Annotated in this window: 17 protein-coding genes and 1 tRNA gene; 13 read left to right on the forward strand and 5 right to left on the reverse strand. The window is 71.3% G+C overall.

Annotation, left to right across the window (positions count from 1 at the left end; all coding sequences use genetic code 11):
* The first annotated feature begins 30 nt into the window (after positions 1–30).
* Complete coding sequence (locus ACPXB1_RS05890) at positions 31–2163, forward strand: ABC transporter permease (protein ID WP_425734886.1); 2133 nt, start codon at positions 31–33, stop codon at positions 2161–2163.
* A gap of 93 nt (positions 2164–2256) precedes the next feature.
* On the forward strand, positions 2257–2736 hold the full coding sequence (locus ACPXB1_RS05895; protein WP_355591248.1) for a hypothetical protein: 480 nt from the start codon (positions 2257–2259) through the stop codon (positions 2734–2736).
* 40 nt (positions 2737–2776) lie between these two features.
* Here ACPXB1_RS05895 and ACPXB1_RS05900 read toward each other — a convergent pair.
* The 4 genes from ACPXB1_RS05900 to ACPXB1_RS05915 all read right to left on the reverse strand — a co-directional run bounded on the left by ACPXB1_RS05900 (position 2777) and on the right by ACPXB1_RS05915 (position 5309).
* Positions 2777–2851 (reverse strand) — tRNA-Arg (locus ACPXB1_RS05900).
* Between the two features lie 88 nt (positions 2852–2939).
* Positions 2940–3632: a winged helix-turn-helix domain-containing protein gene (locus ACPXB1_RS05905; protein ID WP_355591438.1), complete on the reverse strand. Its 693-nt coding sequence runs from the start codon at positions 3630–3632 to the stop codon at positions 2940–2942.
* A 186-nt stretch (positions 3633–3818) separates the two neighbouring features.
* On the reverse strand, positions 3819–4487 hold the full coding sequence (locus ACPXB1_RS05910; RefSeq protein WP_355591251.1) for a DUF305 domain-containing protein: 669 nt from the start codon (positions 4485–4487) through the stop codon (positions 3819–3821).
* 9 nt (positions 4488–4496) lie between these two features.
* The gene (locus ACPXB1_RS05915; RefSeq protein WP_355591254.1) at positions 4497–5309 is read right to left on the reverse strand and encodes a DUF3105 domain-containing protein; all 813 of its coding nucleotides are present in this window, start codon (positions 5307–5309) and stop codon (positions 4497–4499) included.
* A 98-nt stretch (positions 5310–5407) separates the two neighbouring features.
* On the opposite strand from ACPXB1_RS05915, the gene argS reads away from it, so the two are divergent.
* From argS to ACPXB1_RS05965, 10 genes are all read left to right on the forward strand, one after another.
* Entirely contained in the window at positions 5408–7081 is a 1674-nt protein-coding gene (gene argS / locus ACPXB1_RS05920) for an arginine--tRNA ligase (protein WP_355591257.1), read from the forward strand.
* Between the two features lies 1 nt (position 7082).
* A complete protein-coding gene (gene lysA, locus ACPXB1_RS05925) occupies positions 7083–8468 on the forward strand; it encodes a diaminopimelate decarboxylase (RefSeq protein ID WP_425734887.1) in 1386 nt (461 codons plus the stop codon).
* A gap of 8 nt (positions 8469–8476) precedes the next feature.
* Positions 8477–9787 (forward strand): homoserine dehydrogenase, encoded by a 1311-nt coding sequence (locus tag ACPXB1_RS05930; protein ID WP_425734901.1) that lies wholly within the window; start codon positions 8477–8479, stop codon positions 9785–9787.
* Between the two features lie 136 nt (positions 9788–9923).
* The gene (gene thrC / locus ACPXB1_RS05935; RefSeq protein WP_053655632.1) at positions 9924–10973 is read left to right on the forward strand and encodes a threonine synthase; all 1050 of its coding nucleotides are present in this window, start codon (positions 9924–9926) and stop codon (positions 10971–10973) included.
* A gap of 149 nt (positions 10974–11122) precedes the next feature.
* Positions 11123–14434 (forward strand): efflux RND transporter permease subunit, encoded by a 3312-nt coding sequence (locus ACPXB1_RS05940; protein ID WP_425734888.1) that lies wholly within the window; start codon positions 11123–11125, stop codon positions 14432–14434.
* Between the two features lie 156 nt (positions 14435–14590).
* Positions 14591–15406: a polysaccharide deacetylase family protein gene (locus ACPXB1_RS05945; protein ID WP_355591266.1), complete on the forward strand. Its 816-nt coding sequence runs from the start codon at positions 14591–14593 to the stop codon at positions 15404–15406.
* An 11-nt stretch (positions 15407–15417) separates the two neighbouring features.
* Complete coding sequence (locus ACPXB1_RS05950) at positions 15418–16662, forward strand: MFS transporter (protein WP_355591269.1); 1245 nt, start codon at positions 15418–15420, stop codon at positions 16660–16662.
* Between the two features lie 62 nt (positions 16663–16724).
* Positions 16725–17669, forward strand: a complete 945-nt coding sequence (thrB, locus tag ACPXB1_RS05955) for a homoserine kinase (protein WP_425734889.1) — start codon at positions 16725–16727, stop codon at positions 17667–17669.
* 293 nt (positions 17670–17962) lie between these two features.
* Positions 17963–20041, forward strand: a complete 2079-nt coding sequence (rho, locus tag ACPXB1_RS05960) for a transcription termination factor Rho (protein WP_425734890.1) — start codon at positions 17963–17965, stop codon at positions 20039–20041.
* A gap of 368 nt (positions 20042–20409) precedes the next feature.
* Positions 20410–23949 carry a phosphodiester glycosidase family protein gene (locus ACPXB1_RS05965; RefSeq protein ID WP_425734891.1) on the forward strand — a complete coding sequence of 1180 codons (3540 nt, stop codon included), beginning with the start codon at positions 20410–20412 and terminating at the stop codon, positions 23947–23949.
* A 53-nt stretch (positions 23950–24002) separates the two neighbouring features.
* On the opposite strand, the gene ACPXB1_RS05970 is transcribed toward ACPXB1_RS05965, so the two are convergent.
* Positions 24003–24899, reverse strand: a complete 897-nt coding sequence (locus tag ACPXB1_RS05970; RefSeq protein ID WP_355591281.1) for an AAA family ATPase — start codon at positions 24897–24899, stop codon at positions 24003–24005.
* A gap of 275 nt (positions 24900–25174) precedes the next feature.
* On the opposite strand from ACPXB1_RS05970, the gene rpmE reads away from it, so the two are divergent.
* On the forward strand, positions 25175–25399 hold the full coding sequence (rpmE, locus tag ACPXB1_RS05975) for a 50S ribosomal protein L31 (RefSeq protein WP_007464546.1): 225 nt from the start codon (positions 25175–25177) through the stop codon (positions 25397–25399).
* The last annotated feature ends 69 nt before the right edge of the window (positions 25400–25468 follow it).

Raw genomic sequence — 25468 nt, forward strand, 5'->3', positions numbered from 1 at the left:
ACCTGGCTTATAAACTGATCTGGAGAGTGCATGGACACCGAAGCCGTGATCGAGGCTGCCGACGTGATCGACGGCCGCCCGCCCGGCCCGGACCGCAAGGAACAGATCATCCGAATGGTCGCCCTGTTCGTGATGCCGTTCCTCATGGTCACGATGATGTTCGCGACCTACATGGCGACAATGCACTCGCCGCACCCCCGGGACATGCCGGTGGCGGTCGTCGGCAGCGGCGCCGCCGCGCAGGCGATCGTCGACGGCCTCAACGCCGCGCCCGGAAACACCACCGACGCCACGCTGGTGCCCACCCGGGACGACGCTGTCGACCTGCTGCGCGACCAGGAAGCCGCCGCCGCGCTGGTCCTGCCCGCTCCGGGCGGTGACAGCGCGACAATCCTCACCGCATCGGCGGCCGGGGCATCGCAGGGCGCCACCGTCCAGCAGTTGCTCGCGCCGGTCGCCGTGGCGAACAACTGGCAGGCCACCACCGAGGACGTCGCGCCGCTGCCCGACGGTGACCGGGCCGGCATCGCGGTCCTGTTCGCCGCCATGGGCATGATGCTTGCCGGCTACGTGCCGCTGAGCATCATGGTGATGGGCGTTCCCCACCTGCTGCGGCTGCGACGGTTCCTGCCCGTGCTGGCCGGCTGGTCCGCGCTCACCAGCTCGATAATCTGGCTCATCCTCGGCCCCGTCGTGGGCGCCGTCGAGGGCCACTACCTCACCTTCCTCGGCGTCGGCATGCTCGCCACAGCAGCCGTCGGCATGGCCCAGCTACTGCTCTCCAAGGTGGTCGGCCCTCTCGCGGTGCTGCCCGGCATGCTGCTCTGGGTCGTGTTCGGCATGCCCGCGTCGAACCTGGCGTTGTCGGTGCACAACATGCCCGGGTTCTTCCAGTTCCTGCACGGAGTGCTCCCGCTCCCGGCGGCCGGCGAGGCGCTGCGCTCGGTCCTGTACTTCGACGGCAACGGCCTCGGCACCCACCTGGTCGTCCTGACCGTGTGGATCGTGGCTGCCCTCGCGCTCTGCCTGCTCAAGGAGCGCAGCGCGAGCGGGAACGTCATCCCCGGCGTCCCGCCGATCCCCGACCCCGACGCGAAGGCCCCCGCCCTCGCCGGCGGGCCGCCGCGCTCCAAGCGATTCCGGTACGTCGCCGCGGCCGGCTTCCCACTGGCCATCCTCGTGGTCGTCGTGGGTGCCATGGGCTTCTCCATGCACAAACCGCAGCCGCACGACATCCCGGTCGTCGTGGTCGCCGCCACCCCCGAGCTGGCCCAGCAGACCGCCGACGGCCTGAACACGCAGCTCACCGGCATCCTCGACGTCACAGTTGCCGACAGCGCCGAGCAGGCCACCGAGCAGATCAAGGCCCGTGACGTGGTTGCCGCCTTCGTCCTGCCGTCGGCACCGGACGCTCCGGCGACGCTCTACTCGGCGTCCGCCGCCAACCCCAGCCAGCAGTCCACGATCCGCGCGATCTTCCAGCCGATCGCCGCAGCCCAGGAGCTTCCGCTCACGCTCACCGACGTGCAGCCCCTGAGCGACACCGACACCGGCGGCAGCAACAGCATGTACGTCGGCATGTCGTGGATCATGGCCGGCTTCCTGTTCCTGGCTGTCCTGCGCGGCGGCGCACCGCACGTGCGCCGCCTGCCCCAGTTCCTGCCGTTGCTGGCCGGCTGGGCGGTCGGCATGTCCGTCTGGCTGTGGTTCCTCTTCGACGTCCTCATCGGCGCGATCAGTGGCAACGCCCTCGAGCTCATCGGCTACGGGGCGCTGACCATCTTCTCGGTCTCCCTGGCCACCGGAGTCCTCACGCGCACCGTCGGCCTGGCCGGGATCATCCCGATGATGGTGGTGCTGATGATGGCCGGCCTGCCCGCATCCGGCGGGGGCATGTCGGTGTACCTCGTCCCCGAGGTGTTCCGCCCTCTCCAGGACGTACTGCCGCTGCCGGCGGCTGTCGACATCGCCCGATCACTGCGGTACTTCGACGGTGTCGGCGTCGGGCAGAACCTGCTCGTCATCGCCATCTGGGGTGCGGTCGGGCTGGTCCTGAACCTGCTGATCGACAAGTGGCTCAACCGCCGCTCGGATGTCGACGACCCGGGTGTTGGTTCGGCGCCGGAGGCAACCTCGAAGCTGGTGCCGGCCGAGGCGCACTGAGCGACGGCTGTCCACCGCCGACCCTCCGGGCCGGCGGTGGACATTTCGATCTGGCCAGGCCACGGGAGACGGCGGGCCGCCTAGCATTGTCGGATGGCTATCTTCTCCGGAAAGGACGACTGGCGGCCGCCGAGACAACCCGATTGCGCCTGCCCTGAGCATCTGGAGGACGTGCTCACGCTGGTCGTCCCAAGCCGTGACTGGGAAGAGGCCCCGACCGTCGAGCAACTGCTCGCGACCGGATCGCTCGGTGTGCGGCCGATGGACCCGACAGAGCGGTTCATGGTCCACTTCGACGAGGGGCAGAACGAGTCTCGGCTCGGCCCGCTCCACTGGCTGATGTGGGCCGGCGATGAGATCTACGGCTGCTATGACGATGACGCCGCGCTGCCCCTCGACCGGTCGATCGCCGCTCAGCCCGGTGTCGACCTGGTCGAGTGGTACGACCGGGAAGAGTTCTGGATCGGAGCACCCGGTCTGTGCGGGAGCGGGTTGCTCGCTGCGATCGCGCGGGCACTCCAGGACCCTGAGGTACGCCGTCGGGATCGACCCGTGGATGCGCGAGGCCTCTGACCGGATTCCCTGGTCAGAGGCCTTATCTGCTGTTCGTGAATGGTGCCCCCGGCAGGATTCGAACCTGCGCCCCCGCCTCCGGAGGGCGGTGCTCTATCCCCTGAGCTACGGGGGCTCAGCGACTGGAGAAGACTAGCAAACCTCCTCCGCGTACGCCGAACCGGTATCGGGCGACAGGGTCGTGTCGCCCGATACCTCGTGGCTCAGGCCGCGATGGCCCGCCCACAACTGGGCAGCGGGTGCAGGACGATCCGCCGGGGCAGTCGGCGCGGCCACTCGTTGCGCGGCCAGGACCCGTCGACGATCAGGTGCACTGTGCGCTGCTCCTCGCCGCTGAGCCGCAGCACGAAGTCGCGGGGGAGCGGCGGGTCGACAGTCGGCGTAGTGATCATGAAGCGTACGCGGCCCCGAGACGAGACCGCGGAGATCACGTCGGCCGCCGGCATGGTGCCGCGCAGTCGTACGCGGCCGATCCAGTAGACCTCCGCCAGGTGTTCCTGGGCGGCGCGGGTGATCGCCGGGTACTGGGTGCGTACCCAGCGCTCGACCGCGCTGACGCAGAGCCCGCAGGCCCGCTCGCGCGGTTCCCGCGGACCCAACCCCCAGGCCCGCAGGTACGCCCCGACGGCGCCCGCGTCCAGCGGCAGGTCGAAACGGCGCTGGATGAGCGTGGTGAGGCTCTGCCTCGTCCACAGCTCTTCGTCCAGGCCGAACTCGTCCGGGTGGACGCCCCGCAGCACGTCGATCAGTTCGAGTTCCTGTTCGCGGCTGAGCATTCCCGGCTCGCCCTGCCGCTGTCCGCGACGGACGGCTGCCACCGCCCCGTCACCACCGATGGTGTGGCGTCGGCACCAACTGGTGACCGAACGCCGCGCGTCTCTGAGTGCAACCCCCACGTCTTGGGCAACGAGCCCGAATCGCAACTGGTCACGATATGTGGGGAGAAAACTCTCTAAGCAACGTAATCGCCTGTGCCGCTCAAAGCTCCCATACCGGACGTAAGCGGACAAGGCGCTACGAAGGGGCCCGCGTCCTCGCCGGTGTGCGGCGGTGACGCGGGCCCGATGTGCCCGTGTGGCGGATCAGCCGTTGGCCTGCGCCTGGAGTTGCCGGAGGTTGTTCAGCTCGGTCTGCTGGGTGGACTTCATGGTCCGTGCAACCCGCAGCACCTCGTCGTTGCCGGTCTCGCCGAGCACCGCGTCGATCATGTGGATCCCGCCCAGGTGATGGTTGATCATCAGGGTCAGGAACTGCCTGTCGACCTCGATGCCCTGGGCGTCGCGCAGCGCAGCCATCTGCTGCGGTGTGGCCATTCCTGGCATCAGCCCGTCCTTGACGGTCGCCCCGTCGGACATCCAGGCCATCGGCCGCTCCGTCCCGGTCGGGCTCAGGCCCCACTCCCGCAGCCAGGTCTGCATGGCGCCGATCTCGCCCTGTTGCCCGGTGGCGATGTCCACTGCCATCTGGCGGACGGCGGGCATCGTCGCCGACCGGTACGCGGTGAGGCTCATCTCCACCGCCTGGGTGTGGTGCGTCGTCATGTCCCGTGCGAAGCCCGCCTCGACCGAGGCGTCGCCGGGCCGGGTGAGCTGCGGGGTCAGCAGGCCACCGGCGTACCCGAGCAGCAGGCCCGCCACCAGCATGATAGCGAGCACTCCGACGCCGTAGCGGCGGGCCGACGCCCGGCCGGCGTCATCCGGAGACGCCGGTGCCTCGTCGTGCCCGCTGTCGGTGGTGGTGGGCGCAGTCATTCGCCGTCCTTACTGGGTGGGCATCTGGGCCTGGAGGTCACGCGGCGTGGTGCCGGTGGCCGTCACACCCTGGTTGCACAGTGCGGTCGGACCCTCGATGGAGGCGTTCACCCGCAGGGTCTTGATGAACTCGTCGATCCGCCCGTCGTCGGCGTTGTCGACCTTGAGCTGGTAGCCCCACGCCTGAAGGGAGATCGGCTTGTCCAGACCCTCGAACGGGCTCATCATCATCTTCTCGACGCCGCGAACCTTGCCGGCGAGCTTGTCGACCTGGTCCTGCGACAGGCCCGGCTGGTAGGTGATCCAGACAGCGCCGTGCTCCAGGCTGTGCACCGCGTGCTCGCTGGCGATCGGGGCGTCGTAGACGTCACCCATGCAGTTCTGCCAGGCGGCGTTGTGCACGCCACCGGTGGGCGGCAGGTACTTGTAGGTCAGCGGGCCGGACTTGTGGGCCTCGTACTTCAGGCTTTCCGGGTCCGACTTGCGGTAGTTGACGATGCCGTCGATGGCGTTCGCCCGCTTGTCCCACGGCTTGGCGCCCTGGAAGGTGGCCCAGGAGGCGACGCCGATGATGGCGACCGCGAGCACGCCCACGGCGACGAAGAGCGCGATCGGGCCCCAGGCCCGGCCCTGGCTCACCTTGACCGGCGTGATCGGCTTGCGGGGGCCCTTGCCGCCTGCCCGTGGGCTGCCGACCGGCTTACCCGCCGGCTTGCCGGAGCCGGCCTTGGAACCGGACGTCGGCCGGCCTGCGGCCGGCTTCTTGCCGGTGCTGACCACGGTCGGGCGGCGCTCAGGGCCACCCGGGGTGCTGATGCTCATCGTGCCTCGTCAGGTCGGTCGGTCAGGGGAGATGGCGGGCCAGATGACGCGCAGGGTTGCCGCCGAGTGCCCGAGTCTACCCCCGATAACATGGGCGGGTGACTCCTGCAGAACTCGCCTCGGTCGTCCTCGCCGCCGCCCACACCGTCTTCGCCGAGCGTGGCCTCGACCACGCCGCGCTGCCGGAGCGCACGGTGGTGGAGCGACCGCGCAACCCCGAGCACGGCGACTACGCCTCGACGCTCGCTCTGCAGCTGAGCAAGAAGGTGGGCGTTCCGCCGCGCGAGCTGGCCGCCGCCCTGGCCGACCAGCTGGGTCGGGCATCCGGCATCAAATCGGTGGAGATCGCCGGGCCGGGCTTTCTGAACATCCGGCTGGACGCCGCCGCCGCCGGCCAGCTCGCCCGGCTGATCGTCGAGGCCGGCGAGGAGTACGGCCGCAGCGACCGGCTCGCCGGCGAGAAGATCAATCTGGAGTTCGTGTCGGCCAACCCGACCGGCCCGGTGCACATCGGCGGCGTCCGCTGGGCGGCCGTCGGTGACGCGCTGAGCCGGCTGCTGCGCGCCACGGGCGCCGAGGTGGGCACTGAGTACTACTTCAACGACGCCGGCTCCCAGATCGACAGGTTCGCCCGTTCGCTGCTCGCCGCCGCCAAGGGCGAGCCGGCGCCGGAGGACGGCTACGGCGGGGCGTACATCGCCGAGATCGCGACCGAGGTGCAGGCCCGGCGGCCCGACCTGCTGACACTCGACGAACCCGCCGCCCAGGAGGTGTTCCGGGTCGAGGGCGTCGCGCTGATGTTCGACGAGATCCGCTCCTCGCTGCGCGACTTCGGGGTGGAGTTCGACACCTACTTCAACGAGAAGGACCTGCACGACCGGGGTGAGCTGGATCTCGCCCTGGTGCGGCTGCGCGAGCAGGGCCGGGTCTACGAGTCCGAGGGCGCCACCTGGCTGCGGACCACCGACTTCGGTGACGACAAGGACCGGGTGCTGCGCAAGTCCAACGGCGAGTGGACGTACTTCGCCGCGGACTGCGCCTACTACCTGGACAAGCGGGAGCGCGGCTTCGAGCGGGTCGTGATCATGTTGGGCGCCGACCACCACGGCTACGTGGGGCGGATGAAGGCGATGGCCGCCTGCTTCGGCGACGACCCCGAGCGCAACCTGGAAATCCTCATCGGGCAGCTTGTCAACCTGCTGCGCGACGGCGCCCCGCTGCGGATGAGCAAGCGGGCCGGCACCGTGATCACCCTGGAGGACCTGGTCGACGCCATCGGCGTGGACGCCTCCCGGTACGCCCTGGCCCGCTACTCCAGCGACTCGCCGATCGACATCGACATCGAGCTGTGGACGCGGGCGAGCCGCGACAACCCGGTCTACTACGTGCAGTACGTGGCGGCCCGGACGGCGAGCGTGGCCCGGCACGCCGCCGAGGTCGGCCTCACCCGTGGCGACGGCGCGGAGTTCCGCCCCGACCTGCTCGGCCACGAGAAGGAAAACGAGCTGCTCAAGGCGCTCGCCGAGTTTCCCGCAGTGATCGCCTCCGCCGCCGAGCTGCGCGAGCCGCACCGGGTCGCCCGCTACCTGGAGGAGCGCGTCGCGCAGGCGTACCACAGGTTCTACGACGAGCCGGCCTGCCGGATCCTGCCGCGCGGCGACGAACTCGTCACCGACGCCCAGCGGGCCCGGCTCTGGCTCAACGACGCCACCCGCACCGTGATCGCCAACGGGCTGCGCCTGCTCGGCGTCTCCGCACCCGAGAGGATGTGACATGAGGGCTCACGAGGCCGGTGCGCTGCACGGCGACATCGGCAGCCGGGGACCGGCTTGGCTGCGTACCCCGGAGGACGTCAACGCCCTGGTCCCGGCGCTGTGGCCGCGCAGCGTGACGCGCGCCGCCGACGGCGCGGTCGCCGTCGGCGGCCTGAGCGTCCGCGACATCGCGGCCGAGTTCGGCACCCCGGTGTACGTCCTGGACGAGGCCGACCTGCGCTCGCGCTGCCGGGACTTCCGGGCCGCCTTTCCGGACGAGGACATCTACTACGCAGGCAAGGCGTTCCTCTGCCGCGCGGTGGTGCGGATGATCGCCGAGGAAGGGCTGTTCCTCGACGTCTGCACCGGCGGTGAGCTGGCCACTGCCCTGTCGGCGGGGATGCCGCCGGAGCGGATCGGCTTCCACGGCAACAACAAGTCGGTGGCCGAGCTGAGCCGGGCGCTGGACGCCGGGGTGGGACGGATCATCCTCGACTCGTTCACCGAGATCGACAGGCTCACCGCGCTGGCCCGCGAGCGGGGCGTCCGGCCCGGGGTGTTGATCCGGGTCACGGTGGGTGTCGAGGCGCACACCCACGAGTTCATCGCCACCGCACACGAGGACCAGAAGTTCGGCTTCTCCCTCGCCGGTGGCACCGCCGCCGCTGCCGCGTTCAAGGTCCTCGACGAGGGCGTGCTGGAGCTGCGCGGTCTGCACTCGCACATCGGGTCGCAGATCTTCGACGCGAGCGGCTTCGAGGTGTCCGCCCGCCGGGTCCTCGCCCTTCAGGCGCAGATCCGGGACGCGCGTGGGGTGGAGCTGCCCGAGCTGGACCTGGGCGGTGGTTTCGGCATCGCGTACACCACCCAGGACGACCCGGCCACTCCACAGGACCTGGCCAAGCGGCTGCGCAAGATCGTCGACTCGGAGTGCGCCGCGGAGAACCTGGCTGCGCCCCGGCTGTCGATCGAGCCCGGCCGGGCCATCGTCGGGCCGGCAATGTTCACCCTCTACGAGGTCGGCACGGTCAAGGACCTCGACGGCATCCGGACGTACGTGAGCGTCGACGGCGGGATGAGCGACAACATCCGCACGGCGCTCTACGACGCGTCCTACTCGGCGACGCTGGCCTCCCGGGCATCGACGGCGCAGCCTCTGCTCGCCCGCGTGGTGGGAAAGCATTGTGAGTCCGGGGACATCGTGGTGAAGGATGAATTCCTGCCCGCCGACGTGCAGCCCGGAGATCTTGTCGCAGTGCCCGGCACCGGCGCCTACTGCCGGAGCATGGCCAGCAACTACAACCATGTCCCCAGGCCAGCGGTCGTCGCGGTGCGGGACGGCCAGGCACGCCTGATCGTCCGGCGGGAAACGGAAGAGGACCTGCTCGCATTGGATGTTGGATGACGTCACCTGTGCGTTTGGCGCTGCTCGGCTGCGGAACTGTCGGCCAGGAGGTGGTCCGGCTGCTGCACGAGCAGTCGGCCGACCTGACCGCCCGGATCGGCGCTCCACTGGAGATCGCCGGCATCGCCGTGCGCCGACTCGGTCGTGACCGCGGTGACCTTCCGGTCGACGACTCCCTCTTCACCACCGACGCGCTCGGCCTGGTCAAGCGCGACGACGTGGACGTGGTGGTCGAGGTGGTCGGCGGCATCGAGCCGGCCCGGACCTGGCTGGTCGAGGCGCTGCGCGCGGGCAAGAGCGTGGTCACCGCCAACAAGGCACTGCTCGCCGAGGACGGCGTGGCCCTGCACGACGCGGCCGCCGAGGGCGGCGGCGACCTCTACTACGAGGCGTCAGTGGCCGGGGCCATCCCGTTGCTGCGCCCGCTGCGGGAGTCGCTGCACGGCGACCGGATCAACCGGGTCACCGGCATCGTCAACGGCACCACGAACTTCATCCTCTCCGCGATGGACGCCACCGGCGCCGGCTTCGCCGAGGCGCTCGACGAGGCCACCGAGCTGGGATACGCGGAGGCCGACCCGACCGCCGACGTGGAGGGCTTCGACGCTGCGGCCAAGGCGGCGATCCTGGCCTCGCTGGCGTTCCACACGCGGGTCAGCGCCGCCGACGTGCACCGCGAGGGCATCACCGAGGTGACAGCCGCCGACATGGCCAGCGCCAAGGCGATGGGCTGCACCATCAAGCTGCTCTGCATCGCGGCCCGGGGCGTCGACACGGCCGGCCGTGAGACGGTGAGCGTCCGGGTGCACCCGGCGATGATCCCGCGCACCCACCCGCTGGCAAGCGTCGGTGACGCCTTCAACGCGGTCTTCGTCGAGGCCGACGCGGCCGGGCAGTTGATGTTCTACGGCCGGGGCGCGGGTGGCGCGCCGACCGCCAGCGCCGTGCTCGGCGACGTGGTGGCGGTGTCCCGCAACCGGCTCGCCGGGGTCCGCGCGGCAAGCGAGAGCTCGTACGCCGCCCTGCCCGTCCGGCCGATGGGCGAGGCGTTGACCCGCTACCACGTCAGCCTGGACGTGTCCGACCGCCCGGGTGTGCTGGCCGCGGTGGCCGGTGTGTTCGCCCGCCACGACGTGTCGATCGCGACGGTCCGGCAGGGTTCCGCTGGCGGGGCGCCCGGTCGGGACGGCGATGCCGAGTTGGTGATCGTCACGCACGTCGCGCCGGACGCCGCGCTCGCCGCGACAGTGGGTGAGCTGCGTGGCCTGGACATCGTCCGATCCGTAACCAGCGTGTTGCGGGTCGAGGGCGGGGCGTGAATCGTTGAATCGGCGGCGGGCCGACCGGCTCGTCCCGCCAGGTGGGTTACCCGGGGTGTGCCACCGGGCGCGCAGAGCCGCTGGTCCAGGGTGACCTGGTGCGCGGTGGCGCGAGGGTAGAGGCGAGGAGAGCGACATGTGGCGGGGTCTGATCGAGGCGTACCGGGATCGGCTGCCGGTCACCGCGGCCACGCCCGTCGTCACGTTGCACGAGGGGAACACCCCGCTGCTTCCGGCGCCGGTGCTCTCAGCCCGCCTCGGCTGTGACGTCTACCTCAAGGTGGAGGGCGCCAACCCGACCGGCTCCTTCAAGGACCGGGGGATGACCGTCGCGGTGTCCAAGGCGGTCGAGGCCGGCAACAAGGCGATCATCTGCGCCTCCACCGGCAACACCAGCGCGTCGGCCGCCGCGTACGCGGCACGGGCCGGTCTGACCTGCGCGGTGCTGGTGCCGCAGGGCAAGATCGCGCTGGGCAAGCTGGCCCAGGCGCTCGTGCACGGGGCGAAGCTGCTCCAGGTGAGCGGCAACTTCGACGACTGCCTGGCGCTCGCCGCCAAGCTGGCCCAGGACCACCCGGTCGCGCTCGTCAACTCGGTCAACATCGACCGGTTGCAGGGCCAGAAGACCGCCGCCTTCGAGATCGTCGAGGCGCTCGGCGACGCGCCCGACATCCACTGCCTGCCGGTCGGCAACGCCGGCAACATCTCCGCCTACTGGATGGGTTACTCCGAGGATTACGCCGCAGGCACCACGACCCGCGCACCCAAGATGTACGGGTTCCAGGCCTCCGGGGCGGCGCCGATCGTGACCGGCCAGGTCGTGCCGGAGCCGTCGACGATCGCCACCGCGATCCGGATCGGCAACCCGGCGAGCTGGACCAAGGCCCTCGACGCGCGGGACGCCTCCGGTGGTCTGATCGCGGCGGTGACCGACCGGGAGATCCTCTCCGCGTACCGGCTGCTGGCCCGCGAGGTCGGGGTCTTCGTCGAGTTGGGCAGCGCGGCAAGCGTGGCGGGTCTGCTCCAGCAGGCCGCTGCGGGCGCGGTGCCGGCGGGTTCGACGGTCGTCTGCACGGTGACCGGACACGGCCTGAAGGACCCGGAGTGGGCGATCTCCACCGCTCCGGCGCCGCTCACCATCGCCAACGATCCGCTGGCTGCGGCCCGCGCTCTCGACCTGGCCTGAGGCGGTCGCCGCCGGGCCGGGCGGAGGGCGGTGGGCTACTGCCGTACGGCCGCGCTGAGAGCGTGGGGGCGGCGGGGGCCGGACTGATCGGGTCCGGCACACTTCCGGGTATCCCCGCCCGCAATCTCGTTCAGGAGTGAGCCAGGCCGATGTCGCTGCTCGCCAGATTCAGCCTCGCCAACCGTGGGCTCGTCGCCCTCATCGCGGTGGTGATCACGGCGTTCGGAGCGTTCGCCGTGCCGTCGTTGAAGCAGCAACTGCTGCCATCACTGGAGTTTCCCGGCGCGTTCATCGTGGCCGCCTACCCCGGCGCCGGTCCCGAGATCGTCGAGTCCCAGGTGACCGAGCCGATCGAGAGGGCGCTCCAGGGCATCCCCGGCCTCGACAAGATCAGCTCCACCTCCCGGGAGGGGTCGGCGACCGTCCAGGTCCAGTACGTGTTCGGCACCGACCTGGACGACGCGGTAAACAAGATGCAGGCCGCGCTGAGCCGGATCGACGCCCAGCTGCCGGAGAACGTCGACCCGCAGGTCATCGCGGGCGGCACCGACGACCTGCCGGCGGTGGTGCTGGCCGCGTCCGGAACCGGCGACGAGCGGGCCCTCGCCGAGAAGTTGCGCGCGACCGTGGTGCCGGAGCTGGAGAGCATCGAGGGGGTGCGTGCGGTCGAGGTGACCGGGGCCCGCGACGACGTCGTGGTGATCACCCCGGACCAGGCCAAGCTGGCCGCGGCGAAGCTCCCGCCGACCGCGATCGGGTCCGCGCTCAAGACCAACGGTGTGTCGGTGCCCGCCGGTGCGGTCGCCGCGGACGGCCTGACCCTGCCGGTGCAGGTCGGTACGCCGGTCGCCACCCTTGACGACCTGCGCGGCATCGTTGTCGCGCCCGGCGCGACCCCGGTCCGTCTCGGTGACGTGGCGACCGTCGAGCAGACGCTCGCTCCGGCCACGGCGCTCACCCGGACCAACGGCAAGGAAAGCCTCGGCATCATGGTCACCGCCGCGCCAGACGGCAACGCGGTGGAGATCTCGCACGAGATCCGGGACCGGCTGGCCGACCTCAAGGCCGCCTCCGGCGCGGAGTTGACGGTTGTCTTCGACCAGGCGCCGTTCGTCGAGAAGTCGATCGAGTCGTTGACCACCGAAGGTCTGCTGGGCCTGGTGATGGCGGTCATCGTCATCCTGGTCTTCCTGCTGTCGGTGCGTTCCACAGTGGTCACAGCGGTCTCCATTCCGCTGTCCGTGCTTGTGGCGCTGCTCGCCCTGTGGATCGGCGACTACTCGCTCAACCTGCTCACCCTCGGCGCGTTGACAATCGCGGTCGGCCGGGTGGTGGACGACTCGATCGTGGTGCTGGAGAACATCAAACGGCACCTGGAGTACGGCGAGGAGAAGCAGGCCGCGATCATCACCGGTGTCCGTGAGGTGGCCGGCGCGGTGACCGCGTCCACCCTCACGACGGTGGCGGTGTTCGCGCCGATCGCGCTTGTCGGCGGGTTCGTCGGGCAGCTCTTCGCCCCGTTCGCGATCACCGTGACCGTGGCGCTGCTCGCCTCGCTGCTGGTCTCGCTGACAGTGATCCCGGTGCTTGCGTACTGGTTCCTCAAGCCGTCCGGCGGCACCGTCGACGACGAGGCGGTGCGACGCGAGGCGGAGGAGAAGGAGCTTCGCAACCCGTTGCAGCGGGCGTACCTGCCGGTCATCGGGTTCGCGACCCGCAAGCGGTCGACCCGTTGGATCACCGTCGGGCTCGGCCTGCTGGTGCTCTTCGGCACGTTCGGGCTGGCGCAGAAGCTGGAAACCAACTTCCTGGACGACTCGGGGCAGGACACGCTGAGCTTCCGCCAGGAGTTGCCCGCCGGCAGTGGGCTGGCGGCCACCGACGAGGCGGCCAAGCGGGTCGAGGCGGTGCTCGGGCGGCTCGACGGGGTCGAGACGTACCAGGTGACGGCGGGTGGCGGCGACAACCCGTTCGCGGGCGGCGGCGGCAACAACGTCGCGACGTGGTCGCTGACGCTCGACGGCGACATCGACGCCAAGGAGATGCGCGGGCGGCTGCGCGCGGAGTTCGACAAGCTCGGCATCGACAAGGAGGAGATCACCTTCGCCGGCGGGCAGGACGCCTCGACCAGCCAACTGGAGGTGGTCGTCCAGGGCAGCGACAGGGAGGTGCTGGCCCGCGCCGCCGAGGCCGCCCGGACGGCGATGGCCGGGGTGCCGGACGTCGAGGACGTGTCCACAAGCCTCGCCGAGCAGGTGCCGCGCGTCAACGTGACCGTCGACCGGGTCGCCGCCGGCCGGGTCGGGCTCACCGAGGCCGCTGTGGGTCAGCTCGTGGCGCAGGCGTTCCGTGGCGCCCCGCTGGGTCAAGTGGCGCTCGACGGCCGCCAGCAGGACGTCGTGCTGCGGTTGAGCGCGACGGCGCCGGTGTCGGTGGAGGAGCTGCGTGCCCTTCCGGTCGGGCCGGTGAAGCTCGACGACATCGCTGACATCACGCAGGCCGAGGGCCCGCAGCAGGTCACCCGGATCGACGGTGAGCGCAGCGTCTCGGTGACCGGCACGGCGACCGGCTCGAACCTGGGCGCGACCAGCCAGGAGTTGCAGAAGCGGCTGGACGCCATCGACGTACCGGGGGCGACCTTCACCATCGGCGGGGTCAGCGCCGACCAGGCGGACGCCTTCGGCGACCTGGGCCTGGCGGTGCTGGCCGCCATCGCGATCGTGTTCCTGATCATGGTGGCCACTTTCCGTAGCCTCACCCAGGCGCTGATCCTGCTGATCTCGATCCCGTTCGCGGCGACCGGCGCGATCGGCCTGCTGCTCATCACCGGGACGCCGATGGGAGTGCCGGCGTTGATCGGCGTGCTGATGCTCGTCGGCATCGTGGTGACGAACGCGATCGTGCTGCTCGACCTCATCAACCAGTACCGGGCGCAGGGCATGGGCGTCCAGGAGGCGGTGGTCGAGGGCGGCCGGCGCCGACTGCGCCCGATCCTGATGACCGCCATCGCGACGATCTTCGCGCTGTTGCCGATGGCGCTCGGGTTGACCGGCGAGGGCGGCTTCATCTCCCAGCCGCTCGCGGTGGTGGTGATCGGCGGCCTGCTCAGCTCGACGTTGTTGACGCTGATCCTGGTGCCGACGCTGTACACGATGGTGGAGCACACGAAGGGCGCGTTGCGGGACCGGCGTCGCCGTGGGCGTTCCGCTGACGAGGCGGTGGACCGGCCTTCGGATCCGGAGACCGCCGAACAGGACAGCCCGAACCAGGTGGCGGTGCCGGCCGGCGCAGCGGCGTCCAGGTCTGCCTCGGGCACCGGGTCGACGGCCCCCGGGGAGGGCTCGCAACCGCCTGCTGGGCGGCCCTCGGGCGCGCTTGTGGACGGCACCGACCAGTTCGAGGTGCTACGGCTGCCCCGTAGTCGCACCTCGCCGCTGCCCCCGTCGGAGCCGACGGAGTAATCGAACCGGCAGCTTCGGCGCGCCCCCGGCAGGTCTCCACCTGCCGGGGGCGCGCGCTTTCGTGGACACCCCGATGGTGCGACCAAACCGGCACTTTGCGTCACATAATGCATACTCCTGGTAAGGCGCGGAGGTGTGCACGGAGCGGGGCGGCGGATGAGCGAGGGCGCGCGGGGATGGTCCCGACGCGAGCTGCTGCGCCGGGGCACGCTCCTGGCCGGCGGGGCAGTCGCCGGAGCGGGAGCGACCGAGGCGTGGCGGCGCACCCAACGGCTGCCGCTCGGTGGTGGCCCGGCCAGCGCCACGGTCGGCAACAGGAACCAGGACGTCGGCAGCGGAGCGCTGACGGCCGTCTGGTCGGTGACGACCGACAGGCAACTGGTGGCGCTCACCTTCGACGACGGGCCCGCCCCACAGTGGACGCCGATGGTGCTGGACACCCTGGCCCGGCGCCAGGTTCCCGCCACGTTCTTCCTGGTCGGCGCGAATGTCAGGAAACACGCCGGGGTCGTACGCGACCGGCTCGCCGAACACGAGGTGGGTAACCACAGTTGGGCGCACCACGACCTCGCCCAGCGGGACGCCGCCGAGGCGTACGACGACCTGAGCCGTAGCCATGACGCCATCGCGGACGTGACCGGAAAGCCGCCCCGACTGATCCGCCCGCCGTACGGGCACCTGGGCGGGGCGGTGCTGCACGCGGCGGCCCGACTGAACTGTCGGCTCGTGCTCTGGTCACTGCAGATGGTGGAGGGGCAGTATCCCAACGACCCGGTCGGACACGCCCGACGGATCACGCGTGACGTCCGGCCGGGAACGATCCTGCTCGGGCACGACGTGGGGCGGCGGAGCCGCCTGGTCGCGCTGAACGGTCTACCGGACATGATCAGCGGATTGCGGGATCGGGGCTACACCTTCGTGACAGTCTCGACGCTCCTGCGAGCCGGAGTAAGCCCCGCATCGACCGGGTAGGGTCCCGCTCCGTGGCGTCCACCTTCTCGGTCATCACCGGCAATCGCAGCTTCCGCAACCTCTTCCTCGCCGAACTCGTGGTCTTCGGCGCCGACTGGTTCGTCATGGTCCCGCTGCTTGTGCTGCTGCCCCACCTGACCGGAAGCGGAGTCTGGGGCGCCCTGGTTCTGGCGGTGGACACCGGCATCGTGGCGTTGCTGCTGCCGTACACCGGCACGGTGGCCGACCGGTTCGACAGGCGGAAGGTCATGATCGCGGCAAACGTGGCCGCGCTGGTGGGCGTACTGCTGCTGCTCGGCGTGCGAAGCGCAGGCACGGCGTGGCTGGCGCTGGTGGCCATCGGCGTGGTCGCGGTCGCCAAGGCCTTCTACTCGCCGGCCGCCCAGGCCGCGCTGCCCAACGTGCTCCGGCCGCACGAACTGGCCGCGGGCAACGCGGTGGCGGGCTCGGCCTGGGGCACCATGACTGTGGTCGGCGCCTCGCTTGGTGGCGTGCTCAGCTCGGCCGCCGGCCCGTACGTCTGCTTCTGGGTGGCCGGGGTGGGCCTGGCGATCGCCGCGGGCCTGGCCACCCGGATCCGCCGTCCGTTGCAGGCGGAGCGCGATCCGGAGCTGCCGGTCCAGCGGACCTGGCCGGCGGTCCGCGAGGCGCTCGGCTACATCGGGCACCGGCCCCGCGTGCTGGCGCTTGTCACGGTCAAGTCGGCGGTCGGCCTGGGCAACGGGGTGCTTACCGTGTTTCCGCTGCTCGCCGGCGTGTACGGCGTCGGTCCGCTCGGCGCCGGCCTGCTCTTCGCGGTACGCGGTGCCGGTGCGCTGGTGGGGCCGATCCTGATGCGTCGGGTGCTTACCAACAGGTCCTGGCTGCTGCCCGGGCTCGCAGTGTCCATGTCGCTGTACGGCCTGTCCTACCTGGGTACGTCGGTGGTCCGCTGGTTTCCCCTGGTGCTGCTGCTCGTCTTCCTGGCGCACTTCGCGGGCGGCAGCAACTGGGTGATGTCCAACTTCGCCCTTCAGGGCGAGGTGCCGGACCGGTTGCGCGGGCGTGTCTTCGCCACCGACATGATGCTCGCGACGCTCGCCATCTCGGTGAGCCAACTGGCGGTGGCCCTCGTGGTGGACGTCGTGGACGAACGGGTCGTGCTGGCCGGCTGTGGTCTTGTCACAGTCGTCTACGCGATCGGCTGGCGGATAGCCACCCGCAGGCTCTCGCTGACCGACCCGGTCGCCGCGCCGGTTCCGAACCCGACAGGCTGACCCGCGGTCCCATGCTGCGGGCACCGCGTCGGATCGTCGGTGCCGACCCCTAGCATGGGCGCGTGCCGACGAACTTCACCGCTGGGCCGGTCCGGGTCCGGGTCCCCGCCACCAGTGCCAACCTGGGCCCCGGCTTCGACGCGCTGGGTCTCGCCCTCGGGCTCTACGACGACCTGGCTGCCGAGGTCGCGCCCGCTGGCGTGCGGGTGACGGTGACCGGTCAGGGCGCTGGCGAGTTGCCCACCGACGACCGGCACCTGGTGGTGCGGGCCATGCGCGCGACCTTCGACGTGCTCGGCGGGCAACCCGACGGGCTGACTGTGGAGTGCGTCAACCGGATCCCGCAGGCGCGCGGGCTGGGCTCGTCGTCCGCCGCGATCGTCGCCGGGGTGCTCCTGGCCCGTGCTCTGGTCACCGACGGGGAGGACCGGCTGGACGAGCCTGGTGTGCTCAGGCTGGCCGCCGAGATCGAGGGCCATCCCGACAACGTCGCGCCGTGCCTGCTCGGCGGATTCACGCTCGCCTGGTCCGAGCCGACCGGTGCCCGATCGGTGTCGCTGGCGGTCGCCGACGAGGTGCGGCCAACCGTTTTTGTGCCGTCCGAGCGTGGCCTCACAGCGGCCGCGCGGGCCGCCCTGCCGGCCACCGTGCCGCACGCCGACGCCGCGTTCACCGCGGGGAGGGCGGCGCTTCTGGTCCACGCGCTGACCGCAGATCCGTCGCTGCTGCTGCCGGCCACCGCCGACCGACTGCACCAGGATTACCGCGCGGCCGGGATGCCTGCGACATCTGCGCTGGTCAACGAGTTGCGCGCGGCGGGTGTGGCGGCTGTGGTCAGTGGGGCGGGGCCGACCGTGCTGGCGCTGAGCGAGCCGCCAGCGGATTTCCCGCTGGGAACAGACTGGGAGTTCTGGAAGTTACCGATAGACGTCAGCGGTGCCCGGGTCGCCCGGGGTAGACTTGGACACGCCGAGCGGGACCCTGTTGCCGCAGGTCGGAAGAGTTGATTACGCTCTAGACCTAGCACAGCCGCGAAGCACGCGATCTCCTGCGGGTCGGCGCACCCCGAAGCTTTCGGCGGTCAGCCCGTCACCCCTGCTCAAGGCCCACGCCGCACCGCAGTTTCCACAGGTCGCCGCAGACGGCGAGACCTGCTCACCGATGTTGGTGAGTCGGGAAACCACCGGCTGCTGTGTCACAGACTCCCGCGACGCGTCCTTGCGAGGCGGGTGCACCGAGGCCGCCCGGCCACCTGAGTTTCGACTCCGGGCAGTCCCGGCCTATCGAGGGAAGGAATCCATTGAGCGACACCACCGACGTGACGTCGGATGTTTCCAACGTCGCTGGCGATGCCACCGCCGCCGCCCCCGCCCGTCGTCGGCGTAGCGGCACCGGTCTGTCGGCGATGCTGCTGCCAGAGCTGCAGAGCTTGGCTGCGTCGCTCGGCATTTCCGGCACGGCTCGCATGCGTAAAGGTGAGCTGATCGCCGCGATCTCCGAGCGGCAGGGCGGCAATGCTGCCGGGACCCCTCGACCGCGGGCTGAGGTCGCGGCTGCGGCCGCTCCGGCCCGTGAGGAGGTGCGCGAGACCGTGGATCGCCCGGCGGCCGAGGGTCGCAGCACCGACCAGGCGCCGGCCGAGCCGGCCACCGAGACCGCGAGCCGGGGTCGTACCCGGCGGAGCCGTACCGCCCCGGCTGAGGGCCGCACCACGGGGGCGCGCAGCACCGAGCCGCGCGCCGCTGAGCCCAGCGCCGAGGCGCAGGCCGCAGAACCTCGTGCCACCGAGGTACGCAGCACCGAGGGGCGTGCCGCTGAGGCGCGTACCGATGAGGTGGAGACCGGCGAGCGGGCCGATCGCGGCGAGAACCGGCGGGACCGCACCGAGCGCCCGGAGCGTGCCGAGCGGGGCGACCGCAACGAGCGGAGCGAGCGTTCCGACCGGGGCGAGCGTGCTGACCGGGGCGAGCGTGCCGAGCGGGGCGACCGCAACGATCGAGGCGAGCGTTCCGACCGGGGCGAGCGTGCCGAGCGCAACGACCGGCCGGAGCGTGCCGACCGCGGCGACCGCAACGACCGTGGTCAGCGGGTCGAGCGGGACAACGACGATGACGACGGTGAGGGCGGCGGCCGGCGTGGCCGGCGCAGCCGTTTCCGGGACCGCCGTCGCGGTCGCGGCGACCGCGCCGAGACCGGTGGCGACACCGGCGGCCGCGAGCCGCAGGTCGGCGAGGACGACGTCCTCGTCCCCGTGGCCGGCATCATCGACGTGCTCGACAACTACGCCTTCGTGCGGACGACCGGCTACCTCGCCGGCCCGAACGACGTGTACGTCTCGATGTCCCAGATCAAGAAGTACGGCCTGCGCCGCGGTGACGCGATCACCGGCGCGGTGCGTGCCAACCGCGAGGGTGGCAACAGCGGTGACCAGCGGCGGGACAAGTACAACCCGCTGATGCGGCTGGACACGATCAACGGGATGGAGCCGGAGGAGGCGCGGCGCCGGCCGGAGTTCTACAAGCTCACGCCGCTCTACCCGCAGGAGCGCCTGCGGCTGGAGACCGAGCCGCACATCCTCACCACCCGTGTCATCGACCTGGTCATGCCGATCGGCAAGGGCCAGCGGGCGCTCATCCAGTCGCCGCCGAAGGCGGGTAAGACGATGGTGCTCCAGGCGATCGCCAACGCGATCACCCGGAACAACCCGGAGTGCCACCTGATGGTGGTGCTTGTGGACGAGCGGCCCGAAGAGGTCACCGACATGCAGCGGTCGATCAAGGGCGAGGTCATCGCGGCCACGTTCGACCGTCCGCCGCAGGACCACACCACTGTCGCCGAGCTGGCGATCGAGCGGGCGAAGCGCCTTGTCGAGCTGGGGCACGACGTCGTCGTGCTGCTCGACTCGGTGACCCGGCTCGGCCGGTCGTACAACCTGGCGGCGCCGGCCAGCGGTCGGATCATGTCGGGTGGTATCGACTCCACAGCTCTCTACCCGCCGAAGCGGTTCCTCGGTGCGGCTCGCAACATCGAGAACGGTGGCTCGCTGACCATCATCGCCACGGCCCTGGTGGAGACCGGTTCCATGGCGGACACGGTCATCTTCGAGGAGTTCAAGGGCACCGGTAACGCGGAGCTGAAGCTGGACCGGAAGATCGCTGACAAGCGGACCTTCCCGGCCATCGACATCAACCCGTCCGGTACCCGTAAGGAAGAGGTCCTGCTGGCGCCGGAGGAGTTGGTCATCCTCCACAAGCTCCGCAAGGTCCTGCACTCGCTGGACTCGCAGGCGGCGATGGACCTGCTGCTCGACAAGCTCAAGCACACCCGCACCAACATCGAGTTCCTGATGCAGATCGCGAAGTCGACGCCGGGGGAGTGACCCTCCCCGGGTGAGGCACGACGAAGGGGCACGGCCACACGGCCGTGCCCCTTCGTCGTGTCCGCCCGCTGCCGCTGCTCTGCTTCAGGCGGTGCTCCGGCCCAGCGCTGCCTGCCCGGTTGCCCCTGCTGCGCCTCGCCGCCCCCTCCCTGGTGGTCTCCCTTTGCTCTGCTTCAACCAACGCAACACTCTGGGGCGATTTCTGTTGCGTCAGTTGAAGCAGAGCAAAGGGGGGCAGGGGAGGGGTGGTCGTCCCCGTGCCCACGCCGCCGGACGGCGTCAGCGGGGGCAGCCAGGAGGCGGAATTTTCCTTCGGTTCAGCCAGCAGGTCTTGAAACTTCTATTCATTGGCGGGTTGACTGTCGTCCATGCGTACCCGCAGACGATCCGCCCGCCGCACCGGCGTCCTGCTGCTGACGCCGCTGCTCGTCCTGGCCGCGCCGCTGCCGGCCGCCGCCGCACCCGTAGCGCCACCTGCCGCGCCCGCGACCCGGTCCGTCGCAGCCGCGTCCACCGGGCTGGCCGCGCCCACTGTCGCGGAAGACGCCCCGGCGGCGTCGTCCCGGCCGGCCGGCTCGGTCAGCCTGGCCGCCGACCCGGAGGGCGCGACCGCGGCGACCTCTCCCAGGGCCGCTGGCGGCGTGGAGCCGGCCGGTGGCCTGGAGACCACGAAGGCCACCCGGCCGGTCGCGCCGGGCGTGCAACTGACGTCCTTCGACAGGTACGACGCCGACGGCTGGCTGCGCGCCGACGCGCTCACCACCGACCTCTCCGGCGGCGCCACCGTCGACTACGTCAACTCCGGGGCGGTCAGCCGGGCCGAGCCGCTGCGCAAGGCGGTTGACGATTCCCGTGCGGTCGCTGCGGTCAACGGCGACTTCTTCGACATCAACAACTCCGGTGCCGCCCAGGGCGTCGGTGTCCGCGACGGTGAGCTGATCCAGTCGGCGGTCAGCGGTCACGGCAACGCGGTGGCGGTCACCACGAGCGGGCTCGGCTGGGTGATCGAGGTGAACTTCGACGGCAGCGCCACGCTGCCCAGCGGGCCGGTGCCGCTCACCCAGTTCAACAACCTGATCCAGACCGGCGGCATCGGGGCGTTCACCGAGTTGTGGGGGACGTACTCCCGGCAGCGTGCCGTGGAGGGCGCGGCCCGCGTGGTCGAGGTCACCGTGGCCGGCGGTCGGGTGGCCACAGTGGCCGGCGTCGCCGGCAGCGGCCCGATCGCCGCAGGCAGCGTCGTGCTGCTCGGCCGCGACGCGGGCGCGGACGCCCTCGCGGCGCTCCGACCCGGCGACCCGGTGACGGTGGCCTGGCGGCCGAAGCCGTCCGACGGCAGTACCCTGCACGCGGCTGTCGGTGGCGGCAACGTCCTGGTCCGCGACGGTGTCGTGCAGAGCATCGCCGACCCGACGCTCGCTCCGCGCACCGCAGTCGGGTTCAGCGCCGACGGTCGGAAAATGATCATGATGACGGTGGACGGGCGCCAGGTCGACAGCCGCGGCGTGACGCAGACCGAGATGGGCCGGATGATGGCGGAGCTGGGCGCCCACCATGCGCTCAACCTCGACGGCGGCGGGTCCTCGACGCTGCTGGCCCGCGAGCCGGGCGCGTCGACAGTCCAGGTGGAGAACGGCCCCTCCGACGGCAGCGAACGGGCCGTGCCCAACGGCCTGGCCATCTACGCCCCGAAGGGCAGCGGCCGGCTCACCGGCTTCTGGGTCGAGACGGCAAGCGACCCCACCGTCGCCCCAGGCGTCTCGCCGGTGCGCGGTGGCCGACCCGACCGGGTCTTCCCCGGGCTGACCCGCACCCTCACCGCGGCCGGCTACGACGAGACGTACGGTCCGGCGGCCGGTGCGCCGGCATGGCGGGTGACGCCTGCGGTACGCGGCCGGGTCGACCGCCACGGCGTGTTCCACGCGGGCGCACCGGGGGCCGGCACGGTCACCGCCGCACGTGGCCGGGCCACCGGCACGCTGGACCTCACAGTGCTCGGCCCGCTGGCCCGGATCGGCGCCACAGTGCCGAGGGTGGGTCTGACCGGGCAGGACGGCAATGCCCTGGTCGGAGTGGTCGGGTACGACGCCGAAGGCAACACCGCGCCGATCGAGCCGGCCGATGTGACGCTCGACTACGACCGGAACCTGCTGCGGATCACCCCGACCGGCGACGGCAACCTGAGCGTCAGCGCGCTGCGGGACACCGGGTCCGCCCTGGTGACCGTCCACGTCGGACGCAAGAGCACGGTCCTGCCGGTCACTGTCGGGCTGACCGACGTACCGGTCGCCGGCTTCGACAACGCGGCGTCCTGGCGGTTCAGCCAGGCCCGGGCCAGCGGGGCGGTCGCACCCGCGCCGGGGCACACCGGCACCGGCCTGCGCATGTCGTACGACTTCAGCCAGTCGACGGGCACGCGCGCCGCGTACGCCGACCCGCCCGCCTGGATCGATGTGCCCGGCCAGCCGCAGGCGTTCGGCATGTGGATCCACGGCAACGGCACCGGGGAGTGGCCCAGCCTGCACCTGCACGACGCCCAGGACACCCAGCACGTGCTGCGCGGTCCGCTGATCACCTGGACCGGCTGGCGGTACGTGGAGTTCGCGGTGCCGGCCGGCGTGCAGTACCCGGTGCGGGTGCGCCGCTTCTACGTGGCCGAGACGAACGCCGCCGCGCAGTACACCAGCGAGGTGATCATCGACGACCTGGTGGCGAAGGTGCCGCCGACTGTCGACGTGCCGGAGGCATCCCCGCGTACCGATCGGGTGGTGGTGCGCGACGGCACGGTGGACGACGCGCCGTGGCGGTTCGCGGTGCTCTCCGACGCCCAGTTCGTCGCCGCAGCCCCGGACAGCAACCTTGTCGCCCAGGCCCGGCGGACGCTGCGCGAGGTGCGCGCGGCCCGGCCGGACTTCCTCCTGATCAACGGCGATTTCGTGGACACCGCCTACCCGGCGGACTTCGCGCTGGCGCGACGGATCCTCGACGAGGAGTTGGGCGACGCGCTGCCCTGGTACTACGTGCCCGGCAACCACGAGATCATGGGTGCCCCGATCAGCAACTTCGAGGCGGCGTTCGGCGCCACGTCACGGGTGTTCGACCACAACGGCACCCGGTTCGTCACGTTGAACTCGTCCACCGGGACGCTGCGCGGCGGCGGCTTCGACCAGGTGCGGATGCTGCGCGAGGCTCTCGACGCGGCGGCCACCGACCGGCGGGTCGGCTCGGTCGTCGTGCTGCACCACCACCCGGCACGCGATCCCAGCCCCGCCCAGGCCAGCCAACTCGGTGACCGCAAGGAGGCGGCGCTGCTGGAGCAGTGGCTCGCCGACTTCCAGCACCGCACCGGCAAGGGCGCGTTGTTCGTCGGCGGGCACGTCGGCACGTTCCATGCCGACCGGGTCGACGGCGTACCGTTTGTGATCAACGGCAACGCGGGCAAGACGCCGTCCACCCCCGCTGACCAGGGAGGCTTCACCGGCTGGACGGAGTTCGGCGTTGACCCGGTCACCCCGGCCGAGGCCGACCGGGCACGCCGCAACCCGCTCGCCGAGGGGCCACGCTGGGTGGACGCGGAGTTCCACGCACACCTGGACCGGCTCACCGTTGCCGCGCCGGCCAGCGTGGCGGTCGGCAGCCCCGCGACGGTCACCGCCACGCTCACCCAGCCGGACGGTCGTACGGTGCCGGTTGCCGCTCCGGTCAGCGCCGACTGGTCGGCCTCGCCGGGCGTGCACGTCGGCTCCGCGGCCGGGGTGCGTCCGTGGCACACGGCCCGCTTCGACCCGGCCACCGGCACGCTCACGGCGCTGCGTCCCGGGTCGGTGGTTCTGGCGGTCACCGTCAACGGCGTCCGCACCGAAACCGCGATCACCCTCACCGCTCGGGCCGCCGCGCCCGCAGCGTGAACCCGCCGCCGCCCCGCCCCGTCGAGTCGCACGGGCCGGGGCGGCGGGCCGGGTCAGAAGTCGCCTTCGGCCACCTGGAAGACGGTGAGGCCGAGGTCACGCCACATCCGCACCACCTGAACACGGTCGTCGAACACGCCGGCCACCCGGTAACGGTCCCGGATCTCCCGGTCGTAGATCTCCCGCTTGACGATCGAGTCCTTGCGGGAGTCGCCGACCGCACGTAGGTGCAGACCGAGGTAGGGGACCCGGACGTGCCGGGCCAGCCACGCCTCGGTCGCCGCTCGGGCGGAGGCGTCCCGCCCGGAGCAGAAGACCACCCCGTACCCGGCCGCGTGCATGGCCCGGACCGCCGCGATCACCGCCGGATTCGGATGGTCCTGGCCCACCCGGGTCATGTCGTACGGGCTGCGGGACACGGCCAGCGCGACGGTGCCGTCGATGTCCACCAGCACGATCTCCGGCGGTTCGGCCGACGGCGGGTGCACGGCGGCGGGCCGGCCGGTGCGCGCCTGCGGGACCGGCAGCGGCAGGCTGCGCCCCTCCAGGTACCGCTCGTGCAGCCGGCGGATCGCGTCCGCGCCGACCTGGTCGGCCGCCGGGCGGGCGGCGTCGCGGCGCAGGCACTCGTCAAGCGGTACGTCGGTGAAGTCGTGCACCTCGAAATCCGCCCCGTGCCGGGCGGCCAGCTCGGCCCAGCCACGCAGCGTGCGGGCGCGCAGGTTGGTGTCGTCCACGCACACGTTCGCCCGCGCCCGCAGCAGCGCCTCGACCTGAGCCTGCTGTGCGGCGGTCACCTGCGCCTCGGCCCACTGCGTGAAGAGCCGCTCGCCGTGCAGCATCCGGCGCAGGTCGTCCCGGTTGACCCGAAGCACGGACGGCTGGAGCGTCCGGGCGAAGGTGGTCTTGCCCGAGGCGGGCAGACCTCGGGTGGCGATCAGGCGGGCCATCGGGGCACCTCCGACTCGACCTGCGTACCCCCGGTGGGGTACGCCGTGACGGTTTCCCGGGTGGACGAATGCCCCGGCGGGCGGCGGGAATGCGGACGAGGAGGCACGTGTTGACGATGCCGGACGAGGTGTGTGGCCCGATTATCGGGTCGGCTCAGGCCCATGGCACACTGGTCAATCGGCCACCGGTTCCGGTTCACGCCCGAGCCCGTCGCGTACGGCGCGACGAGCGATGACGGCGACCCGGCGACCACCAACGAGAGGACCGAGGCGAGATGAAGGCAAACATCCACCCGGAGTACGTGACCACCGAGGTCAGCTGCTCCTGTGGCAACACGTTCACGACCCGCAGCACCGCCAAGGGCGGGGCGATCCACGTCGAGACCTGCAGCGCCTGCCACCCGTTCTACACCGGTAAGCAGCGCGTTCTCGACACCGCCGGCCGGGTCGCGAAGTTCCAGCAGAAGTACGCCAAGGTTCAGGCCAAGAAGGCCAAGTAGCTCCACGTTCGGCGCCCGCGTCCGGTTTCGCACCGGACGCGGGCGCCGTCCGCGTTCCACCCCGTTTTC

Origin of the sequence: Micromonospora sp. DT68 (genome assembly GCF_049847245.1) — a bacterium.
Classification (GTDB): Bacteria; Actinomycetota; Actinomycetes; order Mycobacteriales; family Micromonosporaceae; genus Micromonospora; species Micromonospora profundi.